The sequence below is a fragment of the Pseudonocardia sp. DSM 110487 genome, from assembly GCF_019468565.1.
In the GTDB taxonomy this organism is placed as follows: Bacteria; Actinomycetota; Actinomycetes; order Mycobacteriales; family Pseudonocardiaceae; genus Pseudonocardia.
Map to the genome: position 1 here is coordinate 5676844 of NZ_CP080521.1, position 23596 is coordinate 5700439.

Here is a 23596-nt window from a genome sequence, read left to right on the forward strand (position 1 = left end):
AACGGACGTCGATGAGCCTCACGTCGAGCCCGCTGCCGCTCGCGGCGGATCGCCCGCGCGGCGCGGGCGCCGCCGCGGCGGCGGCCCTGGCGCTGCTGACGCTCGCGGGGCTCGGCGCCGTGCTCGACGGTGACGCACGACAGCTGGTGGCCAATCTCGGTGTGCTCGGGCTCGCCGCGGGCGGTGGGCTCGGCTGCTTCGGTGCGGCCCGGCGCACCGGGGGACGCATCCGCCGCGGATGGGGTGCCCTCGCCGTGGCCTGCTGGTCGTGGGCGGCCGGGCAGGCGGCGTGGACGGTGTACGAGAACGTGTTGGGCATCGCCGCCCCGTACCCGTCACTCGCCGACCTCGGCTATCTGGGCTTCCCCGCCGCCGCGCTCGTCGGGCTGGCCTTCCTCGCCCCTCCGGGCTCCGGCCTCGCCACGCCGCGCCGCGTGCTGGACGCGCTCCTCGTCGGCTGCGCCGTGGGACTGGTCGCGTGGGTGACGGTACTCGACCCGGTGATCGGCACCTCCGGCGACTCGATGCTGCACGCCGCCGCGTCGGTCGTCTACCCCGTCGCGGACGCGGTGCTGCTCTCCGTCACGGTCCTGACGCTCGCCCAGACCCGGGACGCGCCGCTGCGCTGGGGCCTGCTCGGCGCCGCGGTGCTCGCGATGGCCGCGTCCGACGCCACGTTCGCCTATCAGATCGCGGTGGGCACCTACGCCACCGGTTCGGCCGTCGAATGGGGGTGGCGGATCGCGTTCTGCCTGCTCGGGATCGCAGGCACGCTCGTGCGCGGCGGCCAGCAGGCGGAGCTGCAGAGCGTCCACGAGCCTCGCGAATCCGTCCGCGCCGGGCTGCTGCCCTACCTCCCGCTCGCGGCCGCCGCCGTGCTCGTGGCCCTGGAAGCCGCGGGTGGGGTTGGCCTCGACGGCGTGGAGGTCGCGTGCATCGCCGCGCTGGTGCTGCTCGTCCTCGTGCGCCAGTACGTGACGATGCGGGAGAACCAGGAGCTCACGCGCGCCATCCAGCAGCGCGAGGTGGAGCTGCACCACCTCGCCTTCCACGACCCGCTCACCAGCCTCGCCAACCGGGCGCTGTTCCTCGACCGGCTCAAACACGCCCTCGACCGGGCCGAGCGCACCCGGCAGCCGGTCTCCGTGGCCTTCGTCGACCTGGACGGGTTCAAGGCCGTCAACGACACGCTCGGGCACGCTGCGGGCGACGCGCTGCTGATCGAGGTGGCCGGCCGCCTGCGCGGGGCACTGCGCAGCGCCGACACCCTCGCCCGCCTCGGCGGTGACGAGTTCGCCGTGCTGGTGGAACAGGGTGACGATGCCACGACCGCCGCCCGGCGGCTGCTGGGCACGCTGAAGGACCCGTTCCACGTGCACGGCCGGTCGGTGGCGGTATCGGCGAGCATCGGCGTCGCCACCGTCGAGGCGGGGCAGGACATCGGCACCGACGCCGCCACCCGCGCCGCCACCCTGGTGCACCGCGCCGACGTCGCTATGTACGCGGTGAAGGCGTCCGGCAAGGGGGACGTGGCCGCCCACACCGCCGCGCTCGACGGCGAGCCGGCCGACAGGGCCGAGCGGCACGCGGTGCGCCGGGTCCGCCCACCGCTGCCCGAGGCGTTCGCCGACGCGCTGCACCGCGGCGACGTGCAGGCCATCTACCAGCCGGTGGTGGACCCGGTGTCCGGCCGGATCTCCGCCATGGAGGTGCTTGCCCGCTGGACGCACGAGGGCGAGCCGGTGTCGCCTGCCACGTTCATCCCGGCCTGCGCGGCGGCGGGCCTGTCCGGCCAGCTGACCGCGCTCATGCTGGAGCAGGGGTGCGCCCAGCTCGGCCTGTGGAACGCCGGTCTCGCGCACCGGCGGCTGCGGATCGCGGTGAACGTCGACCCCACCGAGTTCGGCGACAGCGGCCTGCCCGACCGGGTGGCGGGGGTCATGCGCCGCTACGGCATCTCCCCCGGCCAGCTGGCGCTGGAGATGACCGAGATCGCGGTGAACAACCGGCCCGCGAACGCCGTCGACGTGATGCACCGGCTGCGCGAGCTCGGCGTCCGGATCGCGCTCGACGACTTCGGAACCGGCTACTCCACGCTGGCCAGGCTCTCCCGCACCCCCGTGGACACCGTGAAGATCGACAGGTCCTTCGTGGCCCACATCGACCACGACGAGCAGCAGCGCTGGTTCCTGCGCGGCCTGCTCGACCTCGCCCGCCACTTGGGCCTGCGGACCGTCGCCGAGGGCGTCGAGCGGGCCGGGCAGCTGCACGAGCTGCGCAGGCAGGGCTGCGACCTGGTGCAGGGCCACTTCATCGCCCGGCCCGCCACGGGTGCGCAGCTCACCCCCGCCGTGCTCGCCGACCTGCCGATCCTCGCCCCCCACCTGCGCGGGATGCGGGCGAGCGAGACGCGGCTCGCCGCGGGCCGCTGGTTCCGCCCGGCCTCCGAACCCGGCTGATCAGGAACCCGCAACCCCCTCGTCCGGTGGTCGAGTAGCGCCGGCCCGCCAGGGCCGGCGCGTATCGAGACCACATGCCGGTCTCCGAGGTTGGTGGTCTCGATACGGGCCGGCGCTGGGGCGCCGGCCCTACTCGACCACCGGGGTTGGTCAGGCCGGGAGTGGGATCGTTGCGGTCGGGGCGTGGGACCGGGTCGTCGCGAGCTCCTCGAACTCCTGCACAGCGTCGATCTCGGTGCCCATGGCGATGTTGGTGACCCGCTCGCAGATCGCCTCCACCACAACGGGCACGCGGTGCACCGCCATCAGTTGCCGAGCCCTGGTGAAGGCGCCTGCGAGCTCGCGCGGATCGGTCACGCGCAGGGCCTTGCAGCCGAGGCCCTCTGCGACCGCGACGTGGTCGACGCCGTACTTGCCCAGGCCGGGCGCGTTGACGTTGTCGAAGCCGAGCTGCACGCAGTAGTCCATGTCGAAGGCGCGCTGGGCCTGGCGGATCAGCCCCAGGTAGGAGTTGTTCAGCACGAGGTGCAGGTAGGGCAGGTTGAACTGCGCCCCGACCGCGAGCTCCTCGATCATGAACTGGAAGTCGTAGTCACCGGAGACCGCCAAGACGAACGCCTCGGGGTCTGCGACGCGGACGCCGAGCGCGGCAGGGGCGGTCCAGCCCAGCGGGCCGGCCTGCCCCGCGTTGATCCAGTGCCGCGGGCGCTGGACGTGCAGGAACTGCGCGGCCGCGATCTGCGACAGCCCGATGGTGCTGACGTAGCGGGTGTCGGGGCCGAACGCCCGGTTGCACTCCTCGTACACCCGCTGCGGCTTGATCGGCATGTCGTCGAAGTGGGTGCGGCGCTGCATCGTGCCCTTGCGGCGGGCGCACTCGCGCACCCACGCGCTGCGGTCCGGATGCGTCCGCCCGCCGGCGGCGGCGAGCATCTCGCGCAGGAAAGCCCCGGCGTCCGACACCACGCCGTAGTCGGGCGCGAACACGCGCCCGACCTGCGTCGGCTCGATGTCGACGTGCACGAACGTGCGGCCCGCGCGGTAGACGTCGAGGCCGCCGGTGTGCCGGTTGGCCCAGCGGTTGCCGATGCCGAGCACGAGGTCGGACGCGAGCAGGGTGGCGTTGCCGTAGCGGTGGGACGTCTGCAGCCCGGCCATGCCGGCCATCAGCGGGTGGTCGTCCGGGATGGCGCCCCAGCCCATCAGCGTGGGCACGACCGGCACGTCGAGGAGCTCGGCCAGCTCCACGAGCTCGGCGCAGGCATCCGCGCCGACGATCCCGCCGCCCGCGACGATGATCGGCCGTTCCGCGGCCGATAGGAGGTCCAGGACCTTCTCGGCCTGTGCCCGGGTGGCGGCGGGCCGGTGCACCGGCAGGGGCTCGTAGGTGTCGATGTCGAAGGCGATCTCGGCCTGCTGGACGTCGACCGGCAGGTCGATCAGCACCGGCCCGGGGCGCCCGGAACGCATCAGATGGAAGGCCTGGGCGAACACGCCCGGCACCTGGCCGGGCTCGCGCACCGTGACCGCCCACTTGGTGACCGGCGCGGCGATGGCGGCGATGTCGACGGCCTGGAAGTCCTCCTTGTGCAGCCGCGCCACCGGGGCCTGGCCGGTGATCGCGAGCAGCGGCACGGAGTCGGCCGCCGCCGCGTAGAGGCCGGTGACCATGTCGGTGCCGGCCGGGCCAGAGGTGCCGACGCAGACGCCGATGTTCCCGGCGGCCGTGCGGCTGTACCCGTCGGCCATGTGCGCGGCGCCCTCGACGTGCCGGGCGAGCACGTGCTGCAGCCCGCCATCCCGGCGGACGGCGTCGTAGAACGGGTTGATCGCCGCACCGGGCACTCCGAACAGGTGCGACACGCCCTCGCGGCGCAGGATCGCGACGGCGGCGTCGACGGCGCGCATGCGTTCCATCAGGTTCCACCCCTCCCGGACAGCCTCTCGACGAGCAGCAGCAGCGCGCTGTGGTCGAGGTCGCCGTGCCCCATGGCCCGCAGCGCCCCCACGAGCTGGGCGACGTGCGCACCGAGCGGGATCGTGACGCCGGCCTCGCGGGCGGCGGCGGTGACGATGCCCAGGTCCTTGTGGTGCAGGTCAATCCGGAAGCCGGGCGCGAACTCGCGCGCCCGCATACCGGCGGCCTTGCGCTGCAGCACGGTGCTGCCGGCGAGCCCGCCGCCGAGCACCTCGGTGGCGGCCGCGGTGTCGACGCCGTGCGCCTCGAGGAAGACGAGGGCCTCGGCGAGCAGCTGGATGTTACCGGCGACGATCAGCTGGTTGGCGGCCTTCACGGTCTGGCCCGCACCAGCCGGGCCGACGTGCACGACGGTGCCGCCGACCACGTCCAGGTATGGCCGCGCCGCCTCGACGTCCTCGGCCGCACCGCCGACCATGATCGAGAGAGTGCCCTCCTTCGCGCCGGCCTCGCCGCCGCTGACGGGCGCGTCGACGACGCGGATGCCGCGCTCGTTCCCCGCCTCGGCGATGGCGCGGGCGACGTCCGGGCGGATCGTGGAGCAGTCGACGTGCAGGGTGCCGGGCTTCGCGGTCGCGTAGATACCGTCCTCACCCAGCGCGACATCCTCGACATCCGGACTGTCCGGCACCATCGTGATCACGACCTCGGCGTCGCGCACCGCGTCGGCCACGCTGCTCGCGGCCCGGCCGCCGCGCTCGACGAGCTTGTCGACGGCGGGGCGGGAGCGGTTGTAGCCCACCACGTCGTGGCCGGCGTCGATCAGGTGCCCGGCCATGGGGGCACCCATGATGCCGAGGCCGATGAAGGCGATGGTCGTCACTGCTCTTCCTTCCGGAGCCAGTCGAAGGCGTGGTCGCTGTCGGTGGACGGCACGTACTCCAGCCCGATCCACCCGGTGTAGCCGGCCGCGGTGAGGGCGGAGAGGTGCGCGTCGAAGGGGATCTCGCCGGTGCCGGGCTCGTGGCGGCCGGGGGCGTCGGCGATCTGGACGTGCCCGATCCGGGCGGCGTGGTCGCGGATCACCGCGGCGACGTCGTCGCCGTTGACGGTGAGGTGGTACAGGTCGGCCAGCAGCGCGACGTTCGGCACGTTGAGCCGGTCGGCCACGGCGAGGGCGTCGGTGGCGGTGCGCAGCGGGTAGCGGTCGGCACCGGAGAGCGGTTCGAGGACCACGGTGCCGTCGAGCAGGGCCGCCGCGCGGGCGAGGTTCTGCACGGCGAGGTCGTCCTGGTCGCGCGGGTCGGCGCCCTCGACGCGGTTGCCGTAGAGCGCGTTGAACACCCGCGTGCCGAGGCGTTTTCCGATCGCGGCTGCGATGTCGATGCTGTCGCGGAACTCGGTCTCCCGCCCCGGCCACGACGCAAGCCCGCGGTCCCCGTTCGGCATGTCGCCCGCGGCCAGGTTGAGCCCGGTGAGCTGCACACCGGCGTCCTCGATCGCGCGCACGAAGGTGTCGACCTCGGCGTCGGAGGGCGCGGCGGTGGGGAAGGGCCACCAGAACTCGACGGCGTCGAACCCGGCGGCCTTCGCCGCGGCTGGCCGTTCGAGCAGGGGCAGCTCGGTGAAGAGGATCGAGCAGTTGACGGTGTATCTCACCGATGAGACCTCCGGTTCGGGACACTAGGACCAGCGGGCAGCCAGTTCCGTGCGGCCTTTCGGCGTGAGCGCGCCGTGTAGCCGTAGGCGGGCCATGCCGCCGTCGGGGAAGACGTCCATCCGGACGTGGGTCACCGCGGTGGCGGGAACCCGGAAGCGGTGTCGCGTGTCGGGCTGCAGCGCGGTGCGGCGCAGCAGCTCGACCGTGCCGCCGTCGGCGGTGCGGCCGGTGAGCGCGGCCCAGCCGGGCGCGTTGTGCAGGAACCAGCTCGTGTCGAGCTCGGCCAGCACCAGCTCGGCCTCGGCGACGAGCGCAACCTCGACCCAGTCGTTGCCGTCGTCGCGGCGCCGGGCGTTCTCCCAGCCCTCGCCCATGGTGCGGGCGGGGCCGGGCAGCAGCAGGTTGTTCGGGGAGCCGTAGAACGCGTTCGAGCAGGCCACCACCCGGCCGCCGTGTTCGAGGGCGGCGAGGTCGGCGGTGCCGAGCACGTCCAGGAGCGAGGGGTCGGGCAGCGCCTCGCCGTGCACCCGCAGCCGCGCCACCCCGCCGTCCGGGAAGATCCGCAGCCGGACGTGGGTGACCCGGCGCGGGTTCTCGACGGCGAACGCGTTCTCGCTGTCACCCGACACGGCCGAGCGGGGCACGAGCGGCTCCCACTCGAGCGCGGCCACGTCGGCGAGCCCGTCGGCGCATGCGCCGTCCACCCCGATCTCGGGCGGGTAGTTGCCCGTGAACCAGGCCGTGTCGACCACGACCCCGTGCACCACCCCGGACGCCCCCAGCCGCACGATCGCTTCGTCGTGCCCCGGCGAGCGCCTGCGACGCGTCTCCCAGCCGTCGTAGACCTTGCCCTGCGAGCCGAACGTGGTGGGGTCGAACACCGGCCGGCCCGGGGTGATCAGGTTCTCCTTCGCGGCGAACGCGTCGTCGTTGGCGTACACGACCGCGCCGCCCAGCGAACGCAGCGCGAGATCGGGCAGCTCCCGGAAATCTGCCATCAGCTCTCTCCTCGTCGCAGCAGCCGCCCGCGCGGCGTCCCGCCGGCCGGCGCGCCGCGCAGCCAGGTCTGGCGCACCACGCCCTGAAGCTCCCGGCCGGCGTACGGGGTGACCGCGTGCCGGTGGTGCAGCTCCCCCACCGTGTAGGGCTCGTCCGGCGCGAAGACGACGAGATCGGCGTCGGCACCGGCGGTGATCCGGCCCTTGTGGTGCAGCCCGACGCGCGCGGCGGGCGCGTGCGCCATCCACTCGACGACGTCGGTGATCCCGTGCCCGCGCCGTCGGGCCTCGGTCCACACGACCGGCAGCCCGACCTGCAGCGACGCGATGCCGCCCCACGCGGTGCCGAAGTCGCCGGTGTCGAGGTGCTTGAGGTCGGGTGGGGACGGCGAGTGGTCGGAGACGATCATGTCGAGCACGCCGTCGGCGAGGCCCTGCCACAGCGCGTCCCGGTTGGCCGCCTCCCGCACCGGCGGGCAGCACTTGAACCGGGTGTCGCCGTCGGGCACCTCCTCGGCGGTGAGCGCGAGGTAGTGCGGGCAGGTCTCGACGCTCACCGGGAGCCCTTCGGCGCGGGCCGCGGCCAGCAGCGGCAGCGCGGACGCCGCCGACAGGTGCACCACGTGCACGCGCGCCCCGGTCTCGCGGGCCAGCCGCAGGAGCATCGCGATCGCCCCGTCCTCCGCCTCCGGGGGCCGGGAGGCCACGAAGTCGGCGTACCGGCGGCCGGCCGCGGGCCGGATCGCTTCGCCGTCCTCGGCGTGGGCGATCAGCAGCCCTTCGTACTCGGCCACCGCGGAGAGCGCGGCCTTCAGCCCGTCGGCGTCGAGCGGCGGGAATTCCGGCACCCCGCTGTCGAGCAGGAAGCACTTGACGCCGAAGACACCCTCGGCGTGCAGCTTCGCGAGCTCGCCCGCGTTGCCGGGGATCGCCCCGCCCCAGAACCCGACGTCCACAGCACACTGCCCGTCGGCCGCCGCCCGCTTGGTCTGCAGGGCCGCCACGTCGACGGTCGGGGGCAGCGAGTTGAGCGGCATGTCCACGATCGTCGTGACGCCGCCCGCCGCGGCAGCCCGGGTGGCGGTGGCGAAGCCCTCCCACTCGGTGCGGCCCGGCTCGTTGACGTGCACGTGGGTGTCGACCAACCCGGGGAGCAGCACCTCGTCGTCGGCGAGGACCACGTCCCGCGCGTCGACCGGGAGGTCGAACGGCAGCACAGCTTCGATCCGCTCACCGGAGACCAGCACGGCTGCGGGCTGTTCGACGCCCTCGACGACGGCCCGCCGCGCCCGGAAGACGATCACTGCTTCTCCTGGAAAGCCCGCCAGCTCGCGAGCCCCGAGATGTCCTCCAGCGGCGGGAGCTGCGGATACTCCCGGCGCAGGATCATCGCCAGTGACCCGCTTCCGTCGGCCAGCTCGACCACGCCCAGCTCCAGCCCGTCGGGCTCACCGGGGAGCAGCACCTCGCGCAGCTGCTCGTAGGACAGGTCGTAGACCTCGCCCTCGACGGCCGCGCCGCCCTCCCCGACGTCTTCCAGGGCCGGGTACTTCCCGCCGACGGCGTGGAAGCGGTAGCGCGGCGCGGTGGTGGTGCGGTCCACCAGCGGAGCGTCGCCCACGAGGTGGTGATCGGCGCCGCCCGACATGGCGGTTCCGTTGAGGAACATCCGTGGCACTGTCAGACCCCCGTGATGTGTTCGGGCCGGATCGGGACGCGGCGCAGGGCGCGCCCCGTCGCCTCCCGGATCGCGGCCGCGACGGCGGGGCCGCTGGAGATCGTCGGCGGTTCGCCGACCCCACGCACACCGTAGGGGGCGTGGGGGTCCGCGTACTCGAGAACCTCGATCTTCATCGGGGGCATGTCGAGGATCGTCGGGATCAGGTAGTCGGTGAACGACGGGTTCTTCACGATCCCGTCCGCCACCACGATCTCCTCCATCAGCGCGAGGCCCATGCCCTGCGCGCTGCCACCCTGGATCTGCCCGATCACGGCGTCCGGGTTGATCGCCTTGCCGACGTCCTGCGCCGTGTCCAGCGCGACGACCTTCACCAGGCCCAGCTCCACGTCGACGTCCACGACCGCGCGGTGCGCGGAGAACGCGTACTGCACGTGGGCCGTGCCCTGGCCGGTCTCGGGGTCGACGGGGTACGTGGGCCGGTGGCGCCACTCGACGGTCTCCTCGACGACCTCGTCGCCGAGCACCTCCACGAGGTCGGCGAGCACCTCGCCGCCGACGTCGACGATCTTGTCGCCGTCCAGCCGGAGGCCGGAGCGGCCGAGCAGCGTGGCCGCCCGTCCGAGCACCGAGGCCCGCACCGCCTCGCAGGCCGCTTTGACCGCGCCACCGGTGACGTAGGTCTGCCGCGACGCCGAGGTGGAGCCACCGGAGCCGACGCTGGTGTCCTTCGGCGCCACGACGACGCGGTCGACGCCCAACTCGGTGCGCACGATCTGTTGCTCGACGGTGATGAGGCCCTGTCCCACCTCGGCGGCCGCCGTGAGGACGGTGGCCACCGGCTCCCCGCCGGTGACCTGCAGCCGCACCCGCGCGGTGGAGTAGTCGTCGAAGCCCTCGGAGAACCCGACGTTCTTGTAGGTCACGGCGTAGCCGACCCCGCGCACCACGCCCTCGCCGTGGGTGGTGTTGGAAACCCCGCCCGGGAGCTCCCGCAGATCGCGCTCGGTTCCGGGCTCGGGAGGCAGGGGCAGGTCGCGCACCTTGCGGATGAGCTCGGCCACCGGGGCGGCGGAGTCGATGAGCTGGCCGGTGATGTTGTGGTCGCCCTCGCGCATGCCGTTGCGGGCGCGGATCTCCACCCGGTCGACGCCGACGGTGTCGGCGAGCTCGTCCATCAGCGCCTCGTGCGCGAACGCGGCCTGCACGCAGCCGAACCCGCGCATCGCGCCGCAGGGCGGGTTGTTCGTGTAGACGCCGCGCGCGTCGACGTGCACGTTGGGGATCCGGTACGGGCCCAGCCCGAGCGTGCCGCCGTTGCCGACGACCGCGGGCGTGGACGAGGCGTAGGCGCCACCGTCGAAGAGCAGGTCGGCCTTCGCGTAGACGAGGGTGCCGTCGCGCTCGGCGCCGAACTCGTAGTGCAGCCACGCGGGGTGGCGGTGCACGTGCCCGAAGAACGACTCCTCGCGGTTGTAGCTCATCTTCACCGGCTTGCCGGTGTGCTGCGCGAGCAGGCAGGCGTGGACGTGCATCGAGAGGTCCTCACGCCCGCCGAACGCACCGCCTACCCCGGCGAGGTGCAGCCGCACCTTCGCCGGGGCCATCCCGAGCGCCCGGCAGACCTGGCGCTGGTCGACGTGCAGCCACTGGGTGGCGACGTAGAGGTCCAGCCCGCCGTCCTCCGCGGGCACGGCGAGCCCGGACTCGGGCCCGAGGAAGGCCTGGTCCTGCATGCCGACCTCGAAGTCGAGCGCGACCACGACGGGTGCGCTCGGGTTCTCCTCGCCGCGGCGGACCTTGAGGTGCCGCACGAGGTTCCCGCCCGGCTGCACCTGAGGTGCGTCCGGGTCGAGAGCCTTGCGCGGGTCGGTGAGGGCGAGCAGCGGCTCGTACTCCACCACGATCCGCTTCGCGGCCCGCCGCGCCGTCTCGGGGTGGTCGGCCGCTACCAGGGCTACGGGCTCGCCCTGGTAGCGGACCACATCGCCGGCCAGGACCGGGGTGTCCTGGTGCTCCAGCCCGACGGAGTTCTCCCCCGGCACGTCGCCTGCCGTGAGCACGGCGGTCACGCCGGGCACGGCCAGGGCCTCACCGATGTCGATCGACAGGATGCGGGCGTGCGGATGCGGGCTGCGCAGGGTGACGCCCCAGGCCATGTCGTCGTGCCACAGGTCGCTGGCGTACGCGAACTCGCCGGTGACCTTCAGCGTGCCGTCCGGGCGCAGCGGGCTGTCCCCGATCCGGCCCGAGGTGCGGGTTCCGGCGGGTGATGTCTCGGTACTGGTCATGCTTTCTCCAGCAGTTCGCGGTGGACGGCCTCGGCCTCGCGGGCCAGCGCGTCCGCGTCGACGGTGAGTACCCGGTCGCGCTCGACGACCGCGCGCCCGTCGACGAGCAGCAGTTCCAGGGGCGGTGGGGCGCCCAGCACGAGCGCTGCTACGGGGTCGGCGATGTCGGCGTGGGCAGGGCCGTCGATCCGCCAGAGCGCGAGGTCGGCCAGCTTGCCGACTTCGATGGAGCCCAGCTCGTCGGTGCGTCCGAGCACGGCGGCGCCGCCGAGCGTGGCGAGCTCGAGGCCGTCGCGCACGGTGAGCGCGGTGGGGCCGCCGACGGCGCGGGCGAAGAGCACGGCGTGCCGGACCTCCTCCAGGAGGCTGCCGGCCTCGTTGCTCGCCGCCCCGTCCACGCCGAGCCCGATCCGGGCGCCCGCGTCGCGCAGGTCGCGGGTGCGGGCGATGCCGGCGCCGAGCCGGGCGTTGGAGGACGGGCAGTGCGCCACGCCGGTGCCGGTGTCGCCGATCTTCTTCACGGCCGCGTCGTCGAGGTGGATCGCGTGGGCGAACCAGACGTCCTCGCCGGTCCAGCCGAGGCTCTCGGCGTACTCGAGGGGGGTGCAGCCGAACCGCTCGCGGCAGAAGTCCTCCTCGTCGAGCGTCTCGGCGAGGTGGGTGTGCAGCCGCACGCCGCGCCGTCGGGCGAGCTCGGCCGCCTCCCGCATGAGCTCGCCGGTCACCGAGAACGGCGAGCACGGCGCGAGGCCGATCCGCAGCATCGAGCCGGGCGACGGGTCGTGCCAGCGGTCGATCGCCTCCTCCGAGGCGGTGAGGATCGCGTCGCGGTCCTCCACGACGTGGTCGGGAGGGAGCCCGCCGTCGCGCTGCCCGAGGTCCATCGAGCCGCGCGTGGGGTGGAAGCGCAGGCCCACCTCGCGGGCCGCGGCGATCTCGGCGCCGAGCAGGTCTCCGCCCTCGCGCGGGAAGACGTAGTGGTGGTCGGTGCTGGTGGTGCAGCCGGTGCGCGCGAGCTGGCCGAGGGCCCCGCTCGCGCCGACGTGCACCGCGCGCTCGTCGATGCCGGCCCACACCGGGTAGAGGGTGGTGAGCCACTCGAAGAGCGTGGAGTCGACGGCGAGGCCGCGGGTGACCCACTGGTAGAGGTGGTTGTGGGTGTTGACGAAACCCGGGGTCAGCAAGCAGCCGCGACCGTCGACGACCACGCCCGCGCGCTCCGGCACCGGCCCCGCGCCGACGGCGGTGATCCGGTTGCCCTCCACGACGACGTGCCCGTCCGGGTACTCGGCACCGGAGACCGTGACGACGTGCGCCCCCTCGATGACGATCATTCGGCACGCTCCGCCGCGGCGGTCCGCACGGCATCCATGATCTTCTCGTAGCCCGTGCAGCGGCACAGGTTCCCGGCCAGTGCCTCCCGGATCTCCGGGTCGGACGGCTGCGGGTTGCGCTGTAGCAGGTCGTGCGTGGAGACGATCAGGCCCGGCGTGCAGAAGCCGCACTGCACGGCCCCCTGCTCCAGGAAGGCCTGCTGCACGGGGTGCAACTCCTCCCCGGAACCGAGCCCTTCGACGGTGGTGACCTCGCGCCCGTTGGCCTGCCCGGCGGCCACGAGGCACGAGCAGACCGGGGTGCCGTCGAGGTAGACGGTGCAGGAGCCGCACTCGCCCTGCTCGCAGGCGTTCTTGGAGCCGGGCAGGCCGAGCCGCTCGCGCAGGGCGTAGAGCAGGCTCTCGCCCTCCCACACGTCGTCGGCCTCGCGGCGCTCGCCGTTGATCGTCAGTTCGATCTTCATGTCAGGCGGCCCTCCGGTAGTCGTCCCACGCCCAGGTGGCGGCGCGCCGCGCCATCACCGAGAGGGAATGCAGGCGGTACGCGGCGCTGCCGCGCACGTCGTCGATGGGGGCGGCGGCGTCGCGGACCTTCCGCCCGAACTCCACGGCGAGGCCCTCGGGCAGCGCGCCGCGGGACGCCCACAGCCCAGCCGCGGCCAGCTCGCCGGCCAGGAAATCCGCGGCGGCGACGGCTCGGCGTGGAGTGGGGGCCGCCGAGCCGATCCCGGTGCCGACGGCCTCCCGCTGCGGGTGCAGTGCCAACCCGAACGCCGACACCGCGATCACCATCGCGTTCCGGGTGCCGATCTTGCAGAACTGCTGCGGCCCGGCGGCCGCCGGGATGAGGACGGCCGCGATCAGCTCGTCCGCGGCGAGGGCGTTGCGCTTGACGCCCGTGTAGAACTCCGCGGCCGGGATGCGCCGGACCCCGCGCAGCGAGGCGACCTCGATCTCGGCATCGGCCGCCAGCAGCGGCGGGTGGCTGTCCCCGGCGGGCGATGCCGCCCCGAGGTTGCCGCCGACCGTGCCGCGGTTGCGGATCTGCGGCGATCCGACCGTCCGGGCGGCCATCGCGAGCCCTGGCAGCCGGTCCCCCAGCTCGTCGATGATGCGGGTGTAGGTGACGCCGGCCCCGAGCCGCACCCGCCCGTCGTCCTGGATGTCCCATTCCTGCAGGTCGGGCACGCGGGTGAGGTCGAGCAGGGCGGCCGGGCGCCGGTGGTCGAAGTTGATCTCGACCATCACGTCGGTGCCGCCCGCCACCGGCACGGCGTCCGGCTGCTCGGCCTTCGCCGCGAGGGCGTCGGCCCACGTCGTCGGCGCGAGGAAGTCCATGCCGAGAAGTAGAGCCCTTTCCCGCGACACGCAGAAGTCGCCGCGGTGACGAATCACCCGACCCCGGACCCCGGACGGGTTGTAGGTTCCTCCAATGCAGCTGCGCGACCTGCTCGCCCACCCCGCACTGGGGCTGCGGCTGCTGCATGCGGGCAGCGCCCCGGACACGCTCGATCGGCCCGTCCGTTGGGTGTACACGACGGACCTGATCGACCCGGCCCGCTACCTGTCCGGTGGCGAGCTGGTGATCAGCGGGCTGGTCTGGCGACGGAAGCCGGCCGACAGCGAGCGGTTCGTCGCCGCCGTGGCCGGCGCGGGGGCCGTCGCACTCGCCGCCGGCGAGGCGGTGTTCCACGGCATCCCGGACGACCTGGTGGAGGCCTGCCGCCGCCACGACCTCCCCCTGCTCGCCGTGCCGGAGGAGGTGTCGTTCGCGGCGGTCACCGAGCTGGTGGTCGGGGCGCTGACGGCCGCACGCGGCGACCGGCTCGCGCACACCCTCGGCCGGCAGCGGCGACTGCTCTCGGCGGTCGCGGGTGGGCTCGGGCTCGACGAGCTGGCGGCCGAGGTGTCGGCGGCCACCGGCGTGGCGATCCGGGTGCTCTCCGCCACGGGACGGGCCGTCGTGGCGGGGCCGGCGCCGCTCACCGGCGACGACCTGGACGCCGCCGTCACGACGTTCCTCACCGCGGATCGGCTTCCCGCGGTCGTACCGGGTGCAGAACGGTCGGTGTTCCCGGTGGGCCCCGCGTCGGAGGAGCGGATCACGTCGTGGTTCGTGGCCGCCGACGGCGACTGCACCAGCTGGGACACCGAAGTCGGCGACACCGTTGGCGAGCTGGTCGCGATCACCGCGCTCGACCGAGCCCGCCGTGGCGAGGGCCTGCGGCTGGCCCGTGAGATCGCCGAGGACGCGATCGGACTCGTGGCGGCGGGCTCTGCGCACCGGCCGGAGGTGGCGGTGCGGCTGCGGCAGGCGGGCCTCGACCCGGACGTGCCGCTCGTCGTCGCCGTGGCCGGGTTCGGGACGCCCGAGCGCGTGCAGACGGCCCGATCCGTGCTCGTCGACGCCGCGACGCACGTCGGACCACCCGCGGTCGGCGTGCACGACAGGCTCGCGGTGGCGCTGCTGCCCGCGGGACCGGCCGACACACCCGCCGTGCTCGGTGCCGCCCTGCACCGGCTCGCTCCCGGGCTCGGGACGGACCGGCTGACGGTCGGCCTGAGCCGTCCCGCGCCGATCGAGGCCCTCTCCGGCGCGCTGCAGGAGGCCCGGCACGCCCGCGAGCTGGCCGCCCGTCGTCCCGGCGCGGTGCACGTCGTGACCGGTGGCGAGGTCACCTCGCACGTGGCACTGCTCGCCGCCGTGCCCGACGAGGTGCGCCGCGCGTTCGCGGTTCGCGTGCTGGAGCCCGTGCTGGACTACGACGCGCGCACCGGCGCCGGCCTGCGCGAGACCCTGGAAGCGTTCCTCGAGTGCTCCGGGTCGTGGAGCCGGGCAGCCCAGCGGCTGCACCTGCACGTCAACACCGTCCGCTACCGGATCGGCCGAGTGGAGGAACTCACGGGCCGCAACCTGGCGGAGCTTCCGGACCGGGTGGACGTGTACCTCGCGCTCCGCTCGCTCTAGTGTCCCGAAGAGCTCTGGCCGTAGCGAGCGGAGTCCAGGTGGTGTCCTCGACCCGGGCATCTCCGGTATGCGCGGGCTTCGGTGCGTTCAGGCCGTGGTGGGCTCGAAAGCGGCGCGGTTGTCACGAATGAATGTTTCGAGGGATTTTGGTGGTGTGCCGCCGACTGTCTCGACGACGTCGGTGACCATGTCCTGTTCACCGTGTTTGTGGGTTTCGGCTACATGGCAGAGGTGCTTGACCAGCAGTGAGGGGGCTCCGCCCTGGGACAGGGCCCGTCGCCAGTTCTCGACGGGAATGTCCACGTACTCTATCGGGCGGTCGAGTACGCGGCTGAACGTGTCGGCTTGTTCGGACATGGACATTGACACCGGGCCGGTCGCAACATAAGTCTTACCGTGGTGTCGGCCGGGATCGATCAGGACTCCCACGGCTACGCGGGCGAGGTCTTCGCCGGCGACCGGGGCATGTCTGCCATGGCCGTAGGGCAGGTAGATCTTGCCATCGGCTCGGATGGCTGCCGGGTTGGCGATGGTGAGTAGGTTCTCCAGGAAGTAGGGCGGGCGAATGTGGGTTACGCCGATCCCGGACCAGTCGAGTGCGCGCTCGGCAAGCCAGTGTCCGCGGGCGGCCGGGCTGGCGTGATCCGGGCGGGCGGTCATCTGTGACATGTTCACGATCGACTCAACGCCCGCTTGTCTTCCGGCGGCGGCGAACGTTGTTGTCGCCGCGAGGAGGCCGTCGGCGAGTGGATAGGTGAAGTAGGCACGCCGCACGCCTTCGAGGGCGGCACGTACGGCGTTGAAGTCGCCGACGTCACCGACAACGATCTGCGCGCCCAGCGCCTTGAGCGCGGCAGAGCGGTCATCGTCGTGATGAACAAACGCTCGAACGGGTAGCCCTTTTGCCAGCAGCTGTCGGGCGACGTGGTTACCCGTCGCCCCATGACTCCCACCCGCGCCAACAATCAAATACGCCGTCGAACTTGTCTCGGTCATTGCGGTCTCCCTCGTCGTCGGGCTGGACGCGGTCGGGTTGGGCGAGATGCTGGCCGGCACTCGCCGTGACCGGGTCTCACCTCTGCCGACGCCCGGCAGTAGCCGGGATCGACAGCGCGCCCGGAGAATCTCGGCGAGGAGGATTTTCGGCGCGGCGTCGATGTCGATGCGGTCCCTGCTCGCGCGTCGAGGTGAGTGGAGGGCCCGAGTGGCGGGCACGACGGGAAGGATGAACCGATGGCCCAGTACCTGGTGTTGATCTACGACGACGAGAGCGCGCTGGCCGGCGCCGGCCAGGAGGAGTCCGGGAGACTGCTGGCCGACCACCAGCGGTTCATGGCCGCGCAAGAGACGGCGCTGCACGGCGGTAACGCCCTGCAGTCCACCGCGACCGCCACCTCGATCCGCCCGGACGGCGGAGGCGGGTTCAGCGTCACCGACGCCCCGTTTGCCGAGACCAAAGAGGCGCTCGTGGGCTACTACCTCATCGAGGCCGACGACCTCGACCGGGCCGTGGCCATCGCCAAGCAGGTTCCGACGTTCGCCGGCGGGGTCGAGGTCCGGCCCGTGCGCACCTTCGACTGACCACCCGAGGACGCCGCGTGATGACAGTGGACCCGCGGGTGGGCGCCGCGGTCGTTGACGCGCACCGCCGCGAGTGGGCCTTCGTGCTCGCCGCGACGGTGCGCGTCACCCGCGACCTGGATCTGGCCGAGGAATGCGTCCAAGACGCCTACGCCAAAGCCCTGGCCACCTGGGCCACTGACGGCGTCCCCCGCAACACCGGGGCCTGGTTGACCACCACCGCGCGCCGCCGCGCGCTGGACCTGCTGCGCCGCCAGGCCACCGCGGCCCGGGCGTTGCCCCTGCTCGTCGAGACCAGCACCGACGAGGGACTCGACCAGGGACATGAGGAGCGGCTCGGTGGGGCCGAGATCGGCGATGAGCGGCTGCGGCTCGTGTTCACCTGCTGCCACCCCACCCTTTCCCGCGACGCTCAGGTGGCACTGACCCTGCGGCTGCTGTGCGGACTGTCCACCGCCGAGGTGGCCCGCGCTTTCCTGGTCAGCGAGTCGACCATGGCCGCCCGGATCACCCGCGCCAAGAAGAAGATCACTCAGGCGCGGATTCCGTACCGGGTGCCCGCGCGTGAGGAGCTGCCCGACCGCGTGGCGTCGGTGTGCGAGGTGGTGCACCTGCTGTTCACGACTGGCCACGCCGCGCCCGCCGGCGCCGAGCTGATCCGCCGCGATCTGGTCGAGCGCGCCCTCGACCTGGCCCGGATGCTGCGCACCCTGCTACCCGCCAACACCGACATCGCCGGGCTGCTGGCGCTGATCCTGCTCACCGACGCCCGCCGTGGCGCCCGTCTCGACGAACACGGACAGCTCGTGCTGCTCGCCGACCAGAATCGGGCCCGCTGGGACCACGACGCGATCACCGAGGGAATGGCCCTGGTCCGCGAGGCCCTGCGCCGTCGGCCTCCAGGGCGGTTCGCGTTGATGGCCGCCATCGCCGCAGTCCACGACGAAGCCGAGAGCTGGGACACGACCGACTGGCGCGAGATCGTCGGGCTCTACGACCTGCTTGTGGCCCTGTGGCCCTCACCTGTCGTCGCGCTCAACCGCGCCGTCGCGGTCGGGTTCGCCGACGGTCCCGCCGCCGGCCTCGATGCACTCGACCCACTCACCATCGAGCCCCAGCTCGCCGGTTACGGCTACCTCGCCGCCGCCCGCGCCGAGTTCCTCGCCCGCCTCGGGCGCACCCATGACGCCCGCACCGCCTACGAAGAAGCGCTGCTCCTGACCGAGAACACCATCGAGCGCGACTACCTCACCCATCGCCTCGATCAACTCCAGATGTGAGCTGCAGGCGGGCCGAGGCGACGGCCCGTTCATGTCCTGGGTCCCAGGCCGCCGGGCGCGCGGGAACGTCCCTTGAGCGGCGCGCTCCCCCGTTTCGTGAACGCGTGACAGCTCCCTTCCGTACCCACCGGAGAGATCCGCTCCCCGACACCTGGAGATCTCCATGCGCACATCGTGGAAGACCACCCTGATCGCCGGCGCGGCCCTGGTCGCGACCGCCTCGTGCGCCGGCAACACCCCGAGCACCCCCGCGGCGGCCGCGACCCCCGTCGGCGACCCGTCCAGACCCGCCGCCGGCGCCGCCGCCGCTGCCGTGGACGTCGTCGGCCTGGTCGACGGAACCTCGCTGGTGCGCTTCACCACCGCCGACCCCGCGCCCGTCGGCGAGCCCGCGACGGTGTCCGGCATGGCCGGGGATGCCCGGCTGGTCGGCATCGACTACCGAGTCCAGGACGGCCTGCTCTACGGCGTCGGGGACGAGGGCGGGCTGTACTCGATCACCGAGACCGGCTCCGCCACCAAGGTCGGCGAGCTGTCGGTGCCGCTGGACGGCGAGGTGTTCGGCGTCGACTTCAACCCCGCCGCGAACGCGCTGCGGATCATCAGCGACACCGGGCAGAACCTCCGCCAACCGTTCGCGACGACACCGCTGCCGAACACCGTTGCGGACACCAAACTCAGCAACCCGGCCCAAGCGCCCGCCACCGGCACCGTGCCGGCCAACGGAGTGGTGTCCGCCGCCTACACCAACAACGACACCGAGGACACGACCGCGACGTCGCTGTTCGTGCTCGACGCCGCGGCGGGCCGGATCTCGCTGCAGGCCCCCGCCAACGGCGGCACGCTGTCCCCGACGGGCAGCCTCGGCGTCGATGCCGACGCCGGGTGGGGCTTCGACATCCACACCGACGCGAACGGTGTCAACACCGGCTACGCCACGGTGCAGGTCGGCAGCGGGTACGAGCTGCATTCGGTCGACCTCCTCACCGGCCGGATGACCCGGATCGACCGCCTCGACGGCACCATCACCGACATCGCCGTGGCTCTGTCGTAGTAGCGGCGTCGTCGTCGGAGTAGCGCATCCTCATTCCGCTCGCGCACCCCGTCTGCGCCGACGCGTCCCGTCGACGGGACGGGCGCGCGCGAACGGGATGCGCCACCCGTGACGGGGTGCGCGGGCGACCGCCCGGCCATGCACCCCGTGCGGCGACACACCTCGTCTCGGTCCGCGCGCCCCGTCGACGGGTGGCGTGGACCGAACCGGGTTGCGGGAGCGCGCGGCGGCCCCTGGCGCGCCCTTTCTGCATTCCTCCTGGACCGATACGAACGGTCGTGCTAAAAATGTGATCGTGAGCAAGGGAGAGGCGACCCGCGGGGTCATCCTCGGCGAGGCGAGCCGACTGGCGCGCCGTATCGGACTGGGCGGCCTCACGATCGGATCGCTCGCCACCCAGACCGGGATGAGCAAGAGCGGCCTCTTCGCGCACTTCGGCTCGAAGGAGTCGCTGCAGCTGCAGGTGCTCGAGCACAGCACGGAGCGGTTCGTCGACGAGGTCATCCGGCCCGCGGTCAAGGCCCCTCGGGGCGTGCCACGGGTGCGCGACCTGTTCGAGCGCTGGCTCGAGTGGGACTCCGTCGAGGGCGGCTGCCCGCTCGCCGCCGCCTCGTTCGAGCTCGACGACCAGCCCGGACCGGTGCGCGATCACCTGGTCCGCGTGCAACGGGACTGGGCCGACACGCTCGCCACGGTCTTCACGAGCGGCATCGGCGAGGGCCACTTCCGACCCGACACCGACCCGCGGCAGTTCGCCCAGGACGTGCTCGGCGTGATGCTCGCCTTCCACCTGGCGAGCCGCCTGCTCGCCGACCCTTCCGCCGCCGACCGCGCCCGCCGCGCCCTCGACACGCTCCTCGCCGCCGCAGCCGACTGACCATCCATGCATCCGGAGGGATCGCACACGTGTCGCCGAAAAAAAGCACGATCGTTCGTATCATTACGTGGGGCGAGCACTGGGCCCCGTCCGTCGCGGTCCGGCTCGCGACCAGGGCGTGGTTCACGATCCCACCGCCGATCCCGCGCGACCGGCTGCCCGCGCTCCCGCCGGGCACGGCCGCACCGGTGGAGCTGCACGGACGGACTCTGCACGCGATCACCTGGGGCACCGGAGAGCCCGTCTACCTCGTGCACGGCTGGGGCGGGCGGTCCGAGCAGCTGGGCGGGTTCGTCGCGCCGCTGGTCGCGGCCGGGCTCCGGGTGATCGCCTTCGACGGGCCCAGCCACGGCGCCTCACCCGCAGGCTCCTACGGGCCAAGCTCGACCGCGATCCCGGAGCTCGCCGACGCGATGCGTGCCGTGGTCGCCGAGCACGGCACGCCGCAGGCGGTGATCGCCCACTCGATGGGCGCGTCGGTCGCCGCCCACGCCGTGCGGGGCGGGCTGCGGCCCCGGTCGCTCGTGCTGCTCGCACCGGCGGCGGACCCGCGCTGGGTTCTCGACCACTTCGTGCGGCAGCTCGGCGCGGGTCCGCGGGTGCGGGCCGGACTGGAGCGGGCGGTGGTGAGACGTGTCGGGCTGCCGTGGGAGGCGTTCCACGTCCCGTCCCTGCACCGCTCGACGCCCGTGCCGCCCACGCTCGTGGTGCACGACGCGCAGGACCGGGAGGTCGAGCCCGAGCACGGCCGCGCGATCGCCGACGCATGGCCCGGCGCCCGGCTTCTGGAGACCGAGGGCCTCGGCCACCGCAGGCTGCTCCGCGACGCAGGTGTGATCGACGAGGCCGTCCGGTTCGTGACCGACGCACGCAGCGCCCGGCGGCCGGCATGAGCGCCCCCGTCGTCCAGCCGCTGGACCGCGCCCGGGCCGAGGCCGCCGTCGACGCCGTCTTCGCGGGCCTGTCCCCGCGAAGCCGCTACCTGCGCTTCCACTCCCCCGTGCCGCGCCTGCCCGAGTCGGTGCGGGCCCGGCTGGTCGACATCGACGGCATCCGCCACGCGGCCGTCGTCGCCGAGGCCCGCGATCTCGGGCCGATCGGCATCGCCCAGGTCTTCGGCGCGGGGAACGGCACCGCCGACGTCGCCGTGGCAGTGGTGGACGCCTGGCAGCGGCGCGGGATCGGGAGGCGGCTGCTCACGTCCGTCGCCGCCCTCGCCGAGGAGATCGGCTACACGGAGCTGCGGGGCTCGATCCTGCCGGAGAACGTGGCGATGCAGCGGCTCGCCCGCAACGTCCTGCCATGGGCTCGGCCTTGGTTCGACGGGGAGACGGTGCAGTTCGTCGCCGCCATCGGCCCGGCGGCCTGGACCGTGACGCACGAGGACCTGCTGGCGGACCTGATCCGCTGACCTGCCCATGATCGCGCCGAGAAGCACACCAACGCCGCCCGAGCGACGCTCATGATCGTCTCGGAATGATCATCCGAGGCGGCGACGTCAGTGCCGGGTGAACTCGCCCGCCCGGACGCCGGACAGGAACTCCGCCCACGAGTTGGTCGAGTAGCGGTGCGGGGCCAGGGTGCGGTCCTTGGTGTCGCGCACCGCCACCACGCCGGACAGGAATGCCACCTCGACGCACCCCTCGCCGCTGCCGCCGCTGAAGCTGCTCGTGAACCAGCGGAGCTCGTCGTCACCCACGGCCTTCTCCTTCGGACGGGCTCACCCCCCAGCCAGCCTGCGCACCAGCGACAGGGACTCGGTCGGGTCGAGCGCGGCGGACAGCACACGCTCGAAGGCAACCTTAGCCCGCGCCACATCGCCGGCCTTGTCGAGAATCATGGAACCCAGAGAGTGCTCGACGTAGGCCATTTCCGGTTCGCCAAGATCCGCGAAGCTGAGGATCGTGAACCCCGAAGCCAGCCCGGCGTGCGCGCCTGCCGATGCCGGCAGGACGTGCAGCGTCACCGTGTCCAGCCCGGCGAGCCTGGCGAGATGCTCGAGCTGCGCTCGCAGGACATCGGGTCCGCCCACGGTCCGGTGAAGGGCGGACTCGTCGATCACAGTCACCAGCTCCAGGGAGTTGTCCGCCGAGGTCAACCGCTGCTGGCGGTAGACCCGCGCGGCGACCTCGTTGTCGAGTTGCTCCGCGGTGCGCTCCACCGGCACGGCGACCATCAGCGCTCGGGCGTAGTCGGCGGTCTGCAGCAGTCCGGTGACGTAGCCGAGGCCGAAGATCTGCACGCGCGTCGCCTCCGTCTCGAAGGCGACGTAGCTGGTGTCCCCAAGTCCGTAGGCCTTCCACCACCCGGGCTGGTTGGACTCCCGCGCCAGCTCCACTAGCTCGGTCCACCGATCGCCGCCGACGTCGTACAGGTCGAGCATCCCCCGGACCCAGTGCACGTCGATGCGGACCTGGGCGTTCTCGATGCGGCTCAGCCTGCTCACCGAGAAATCGAGTTGGGGCGCCGCCTCCTCCAGCGTGAGCCCGGCCTGCTCGCGCAGCAGCTTCAGCTGTTTGGCCAGCATCCGCCGCCTGACCACGGATCCCTCGTGCCACCCCACGTGACCCCCCGCTCCGACTCGATCACGCATCGTGGCACGCGAGAACTCGGGAGCGGGAATCCCGCTCCCGCGCTTCCCTGCGGATCGGGTCAGGAGCGCGTGACCGTCGCCTCGATCAGCCCGTACGGGCGGTCGGCTGCGTAGAAGACCTCGTTGGGGTTCTCCAGGCCGAACGGCGACAGGTCCACGGTGAAGTGGTGCTTGTTGGGCGCCTGCAGGCTGATCTCGGCGATCTCCGGATGTGCCTCGAGCACGCCGCGGCCCATCTCCCACAGCGTCTGCTGCAGGGCGAGCGAGTGCACGGTGGCGAACTTCTCCAGGAGGATCCGCCGGGCGTCCGCCCAGGTCTTGTCCCAGTCGACATCCAGCCCCGAATACCGCCACTGGGCGACGAGGGCGGTCGACATGATCCGGTCGTCGGTCTCCGGGAGGGTCGTGTAGCGGTCGGTGAGGAAGCCGTGGAACTCCGAGCCGGTCGACTTCAGCAGCACCAGGTCGCGCAGGCCGGAGACGACCTCGGTGCCCTCGTCGGAGACGTCGACGACGGTGGTGCGCACCTCGGGGCCGCGGCGTACCCACGTGTGGTCGTGGCCCTCGCCGCCGACCGGCACGCGCTCCCACGCGTGCTCGTCCACGGAGATCCGGGCGCCGCGCACCGGCTCCACGTCGTCGACGAAGTGCCGGGCCAGCGTGAGCGCGTACTCCTCGATCGCGCGCAGCCCGTGCTCCTTCGCGAACGCGTAGGCGGTGTTCTTCTGCGTGTCGGTGGGCAGCACCTTGGCCTGGTCGCCGTGCAGGTGGGCGTCGGCGAAGTCGCCGCGCAGCGCGGTGGACACGGTGACGTCGCGGATCTCGTGCCGCGCGGTCTCCCGGTAGATCCGGACGAGGCGGTTCTCCGCCTTCCCGTACTGGTTGGCGCCGAGGACGATGCCCAT

Annotated in this window: 22 protein-coding genes; 8 read left to right on the forward strand and 14 right to left on the reverse strand. The window is 72.9% G+C overall.

Annotated features, from left to right (window positions below; genetic code table 11):
* Positions 1–11 precede the first annotated feature (11 nt).
* Positions 12–2459: a bifunctional diguanylate cyclase/phosphodiesterase gene (locus K1T35_RS26455; protein ID WP_220254522.1), complete on the forward strand. Its 2448-nt coding sequence runs from the start codon at positions 12–14 to the stop codon at positions 2457–2459.
* A 150-nt stretch (positions 2460–2609) separates the two neighbouring features.
* On the opposite strand, the gene gcl is transcribed toward K1T35_RS26455, so the two are convergent.
* From gcl to K1T35_RS26505, 10 genes are read right to left on the reverse strand one after another with little or no spacing between them, the layout of a single operon-like run.
* Positions 2610–4376: a glyoxylate carboligase gene (gene gcl / locus K1T35_RS26460; protein WP_220254523.1), complete on the reverse strand. Its 1767-nt coding sequence runs from the start codon at positions 4374–4376 to the stop codon at positions 2610–2612.
* Complete coding sequence (locus K1T35_RS26465) at positions 4376–5260, reverse strand: 2-hydroxy-3-oxopropionate reductase (RefSeq protein WP_220254524.1); 885 nt, start codon at positions 5258–5260, stop codon at positions 4376–4378. Before K1T35_RS26465 ends, gcl begins: the two co-directional genes overlap by 1 nt.
* Entirely contained in the window at positions 5257–6036 is a 780-nt protein-coding gene (locus K1T35_RS26470) for a hydroxypyruvate isomerase family protein (protein WP_220254525.1), read from the reverse strand. The genes K1T35_RS26465 and K1T35_RS26470 overlap by 4 nt, the downstream gene beginning before the upstream one ends.
* 24 nt (positions 6037–6060) lie before the next feature.
* On the reverse strand, positions 6061–7035 hold the full coding sequence (gene alc / locus K1T35_RS26475) for an allantoicase (RefSeq protein WP_220254526.1): 975 nt from the start codon (positions 7033–7035) through the stop codon (positions 6061–6063).
* Complete coding sequence (allB, locus tag K1T35_RS26480) at positions 7035–8339, reverse strand: allantoinase AllB (protein WP_220254527.1); 1305 nt, start codon at positions 8337–8339, stop codon at positions 7035–7037. The genes alc and allB overlap by 1 nt, the downstream gene beginning before the upstream one ends.
* Positions 8336–8704, reverse strand: a complete 369-nt coding sequence (locus K1T35_RS26485; protein WP_370645138.1) for a gamma-glutamylcyclotransferase — start codon at positions 8702–8704, stop codon at positions 8336–8338. Before K1T35_RS26485 ends, allB begins: the two co-directional genes overlap by 4 nt.
* A gap of 11 nt (positions 8705–8715) precedes the next feature.
* Positions 8716–11004, reverse strand: a complete 2289-nt coding sequence (gene pucD / locus K1T35_RS26490; protein ID WP_220254529.1) for a xanthine dehydrogenase subunit D — start codon at positions 11002–11004, stop codon at positions 8716–8718.
* Positions 11001–12338, reverse strand: coding sequence for an 8-oxoguanine deaminase (locus tag K1T35_RS26495; RefSeq protein ID WP_220254530.1), 1338 nt, complete (start codon positions 12336–12338; stop codon positions 11001–11003). The genes pucD and K1T35_RS26495 overlap by 4 nt, the downstream gene beginning before the upstream one ends.
* A complete protein-coding gene (locus tag K1T35_RS26500; protein ID WP_220254531.1) occupies positions 12335–12802 on the reverse strand; it encodes a (2Fe-2S)-binding protein in 468 nt (155 codons plus the stop codon). The genes K1T35_RS26495 and K1T35_RS26500 overlap by 4 nt, the downstream gene beginning before the upstream one ends.
* Position 12803: 1 nt before the next feature.
* Complete coding sequence (locus K1T35_RS26505; RefSeq protein ID WP_220254532.1) at positions 12804–13676, reverse strand: xanthine dehydrogenase family protein subunit M; 873 nt, start codon at positions 13674–13676, stop codon at positions 12804–12806.
* Positions 13677–13770: 94 nt separating this feature from the next.
* Here K1T35_RS26505 and K1T35_RS26510 point away from each other — a divergent pair, with 94 nt between their 5' ends.
* The gene (locus tag K1T35_RS26510; protein ID WP_220254533.1) at positions 13771–15306 is read left to right on the forward strand and encodes a PucR family transcriptional regulator; all 1536 of its coding nucleotides are present in this window, start codon (positions 13771–13773) and stop codon (positions 15304–15306) included.
* An 87-nt stretch (positions 15307–15393) separates the two neighbouring features.
* On the opposite strand, the gene K1T35_RS26515 is transcribed toward K1T35_RS26510, so the two are convergent.
* A complete protein-coding gene (locus tag K1T35_RS26515; RefSeq protein WP_220254534.1) occupies positions 15394–16302 on the reverse strand; it encodes an NmrA family NAD(P)-binding protein in 909 nt (302 codons plus the stop codon).
* Positions 16303–16539: 237 nt separating this feature from the next.
* Here K1T35_RS26515 and K1T35_RS26520 point away from each other — a divergent pair, with 237 nt between their 5' ends.
* The 6 genes from K1T35_RS26520 (at position 16540) to K1T35_RS26545 (ending at position 21509) form a co-directional block, all read left to right on the forward strand.
* Positions 16540–16887 (forward strand): YciI family protein, encoded by a 348-nt coding sequence (locus K1T35_RS26520; RefSeq protein WP_220254535.1) that lies wholly within the window; start codon positions 16540–16542, stop codon positions 16885–16887.
* A 20-nt stretch (positions 16888–16907) separates the two neighbouring features.
* Positions 16908–18167, forward strand: coding sequence for an RNA polymerase sigma factor (locus tag K1T35_RS26525; RefSeq protein ID WP_220262876.1), 1260 nt, complete (start codon positions 16908–16910; stop codon positions 18165–18167).
* A gap of 163 nt (positions 18168–18330) precedes the next feature.
* Positions 18331–19221, forward strand: coding sequence for a DUF4394 domain-containing protein (locus K1T35_RS26530; RefSeq protein ID WP_220254536.1), 891 nt, complete (start codon positions 18331–18333; stop codon positions 19219–19221).
* A 295-nt stretch (positions 19222–19516) separates the two neighbouring features.
* A complete protein-coding gene (locus K1T35_RS26535; protein WP_220254537.1) occupies positions 19517–20098 on the forward strand; it encodes a TetR/AcrR family transcriptional regulator in 582 nt (193 codons plus the stop codon).
* Between the two features lie 29 nt (positions 20099–20127).
* On the forward strand, positions 20128–20991 hold the full coding sequence (locus K1T35_RS26540) for an alpha/beta fold hydrolase (protein ID WP_220254538.1): 864 nt from the start codon (positions 20128–20130) through the stop codon (positions 20989–20991).
* A complete protein-coding gene (locus tag K1T35_RS26545) occupies positions 20988–21509 on the forward strand; it encodes a GNAT family N-acetyltransferase (protein WP_220254539.1) in 522 nt (173 codons plus the stop codon). The genes K1T35_RS26540 and K1T35_RS26545 overlap by 4 nt, the downstream gene beginning before the upstream one ends.
* An 87-nt stretch (positions 21510–21596) precedes the next feature.
* Here K1T35_RS26545 and K1T35_RS26550 read toward each other — a convergent pair whose 3' ends face one another.
* The 3 genes from K1T35_RS26550 to pucL form a co-directional block, all read right to left on the reverse strand.
* Positions 21597–21797, reverse strand: coding sequence for a DUF397 domain-containing protein (locus K1T35_RS26550; RefSeq protein WP_220254540.1), 201 nt, complete (start codon positions 21795–21797; stop codon positions 21597–21599).
* A 21-nt stretch (positions 21798–21818) separates the two neighbouring features.
* Positions 21819–22640, reverse strand: coding sequence for a helix-turn-helix transcriptional regulator (locus K1T35_RS26555; protein ID WP_220254541.1), 822 nt, complete (start codon positions 22638–22640; stop codon positions 21819–21821).
* Positions 22641–22750: 110 nt separating this feature from the next.
* Complete coding sequence (gene pucL, locus K1T35_RS26560) at positions 22751–23596, reverse strand: factor-independent urate hydroxylase (protein WP_220254542.1); 846 nt, start codon at positions 23594–23596, stop codon at positions 22751–22753.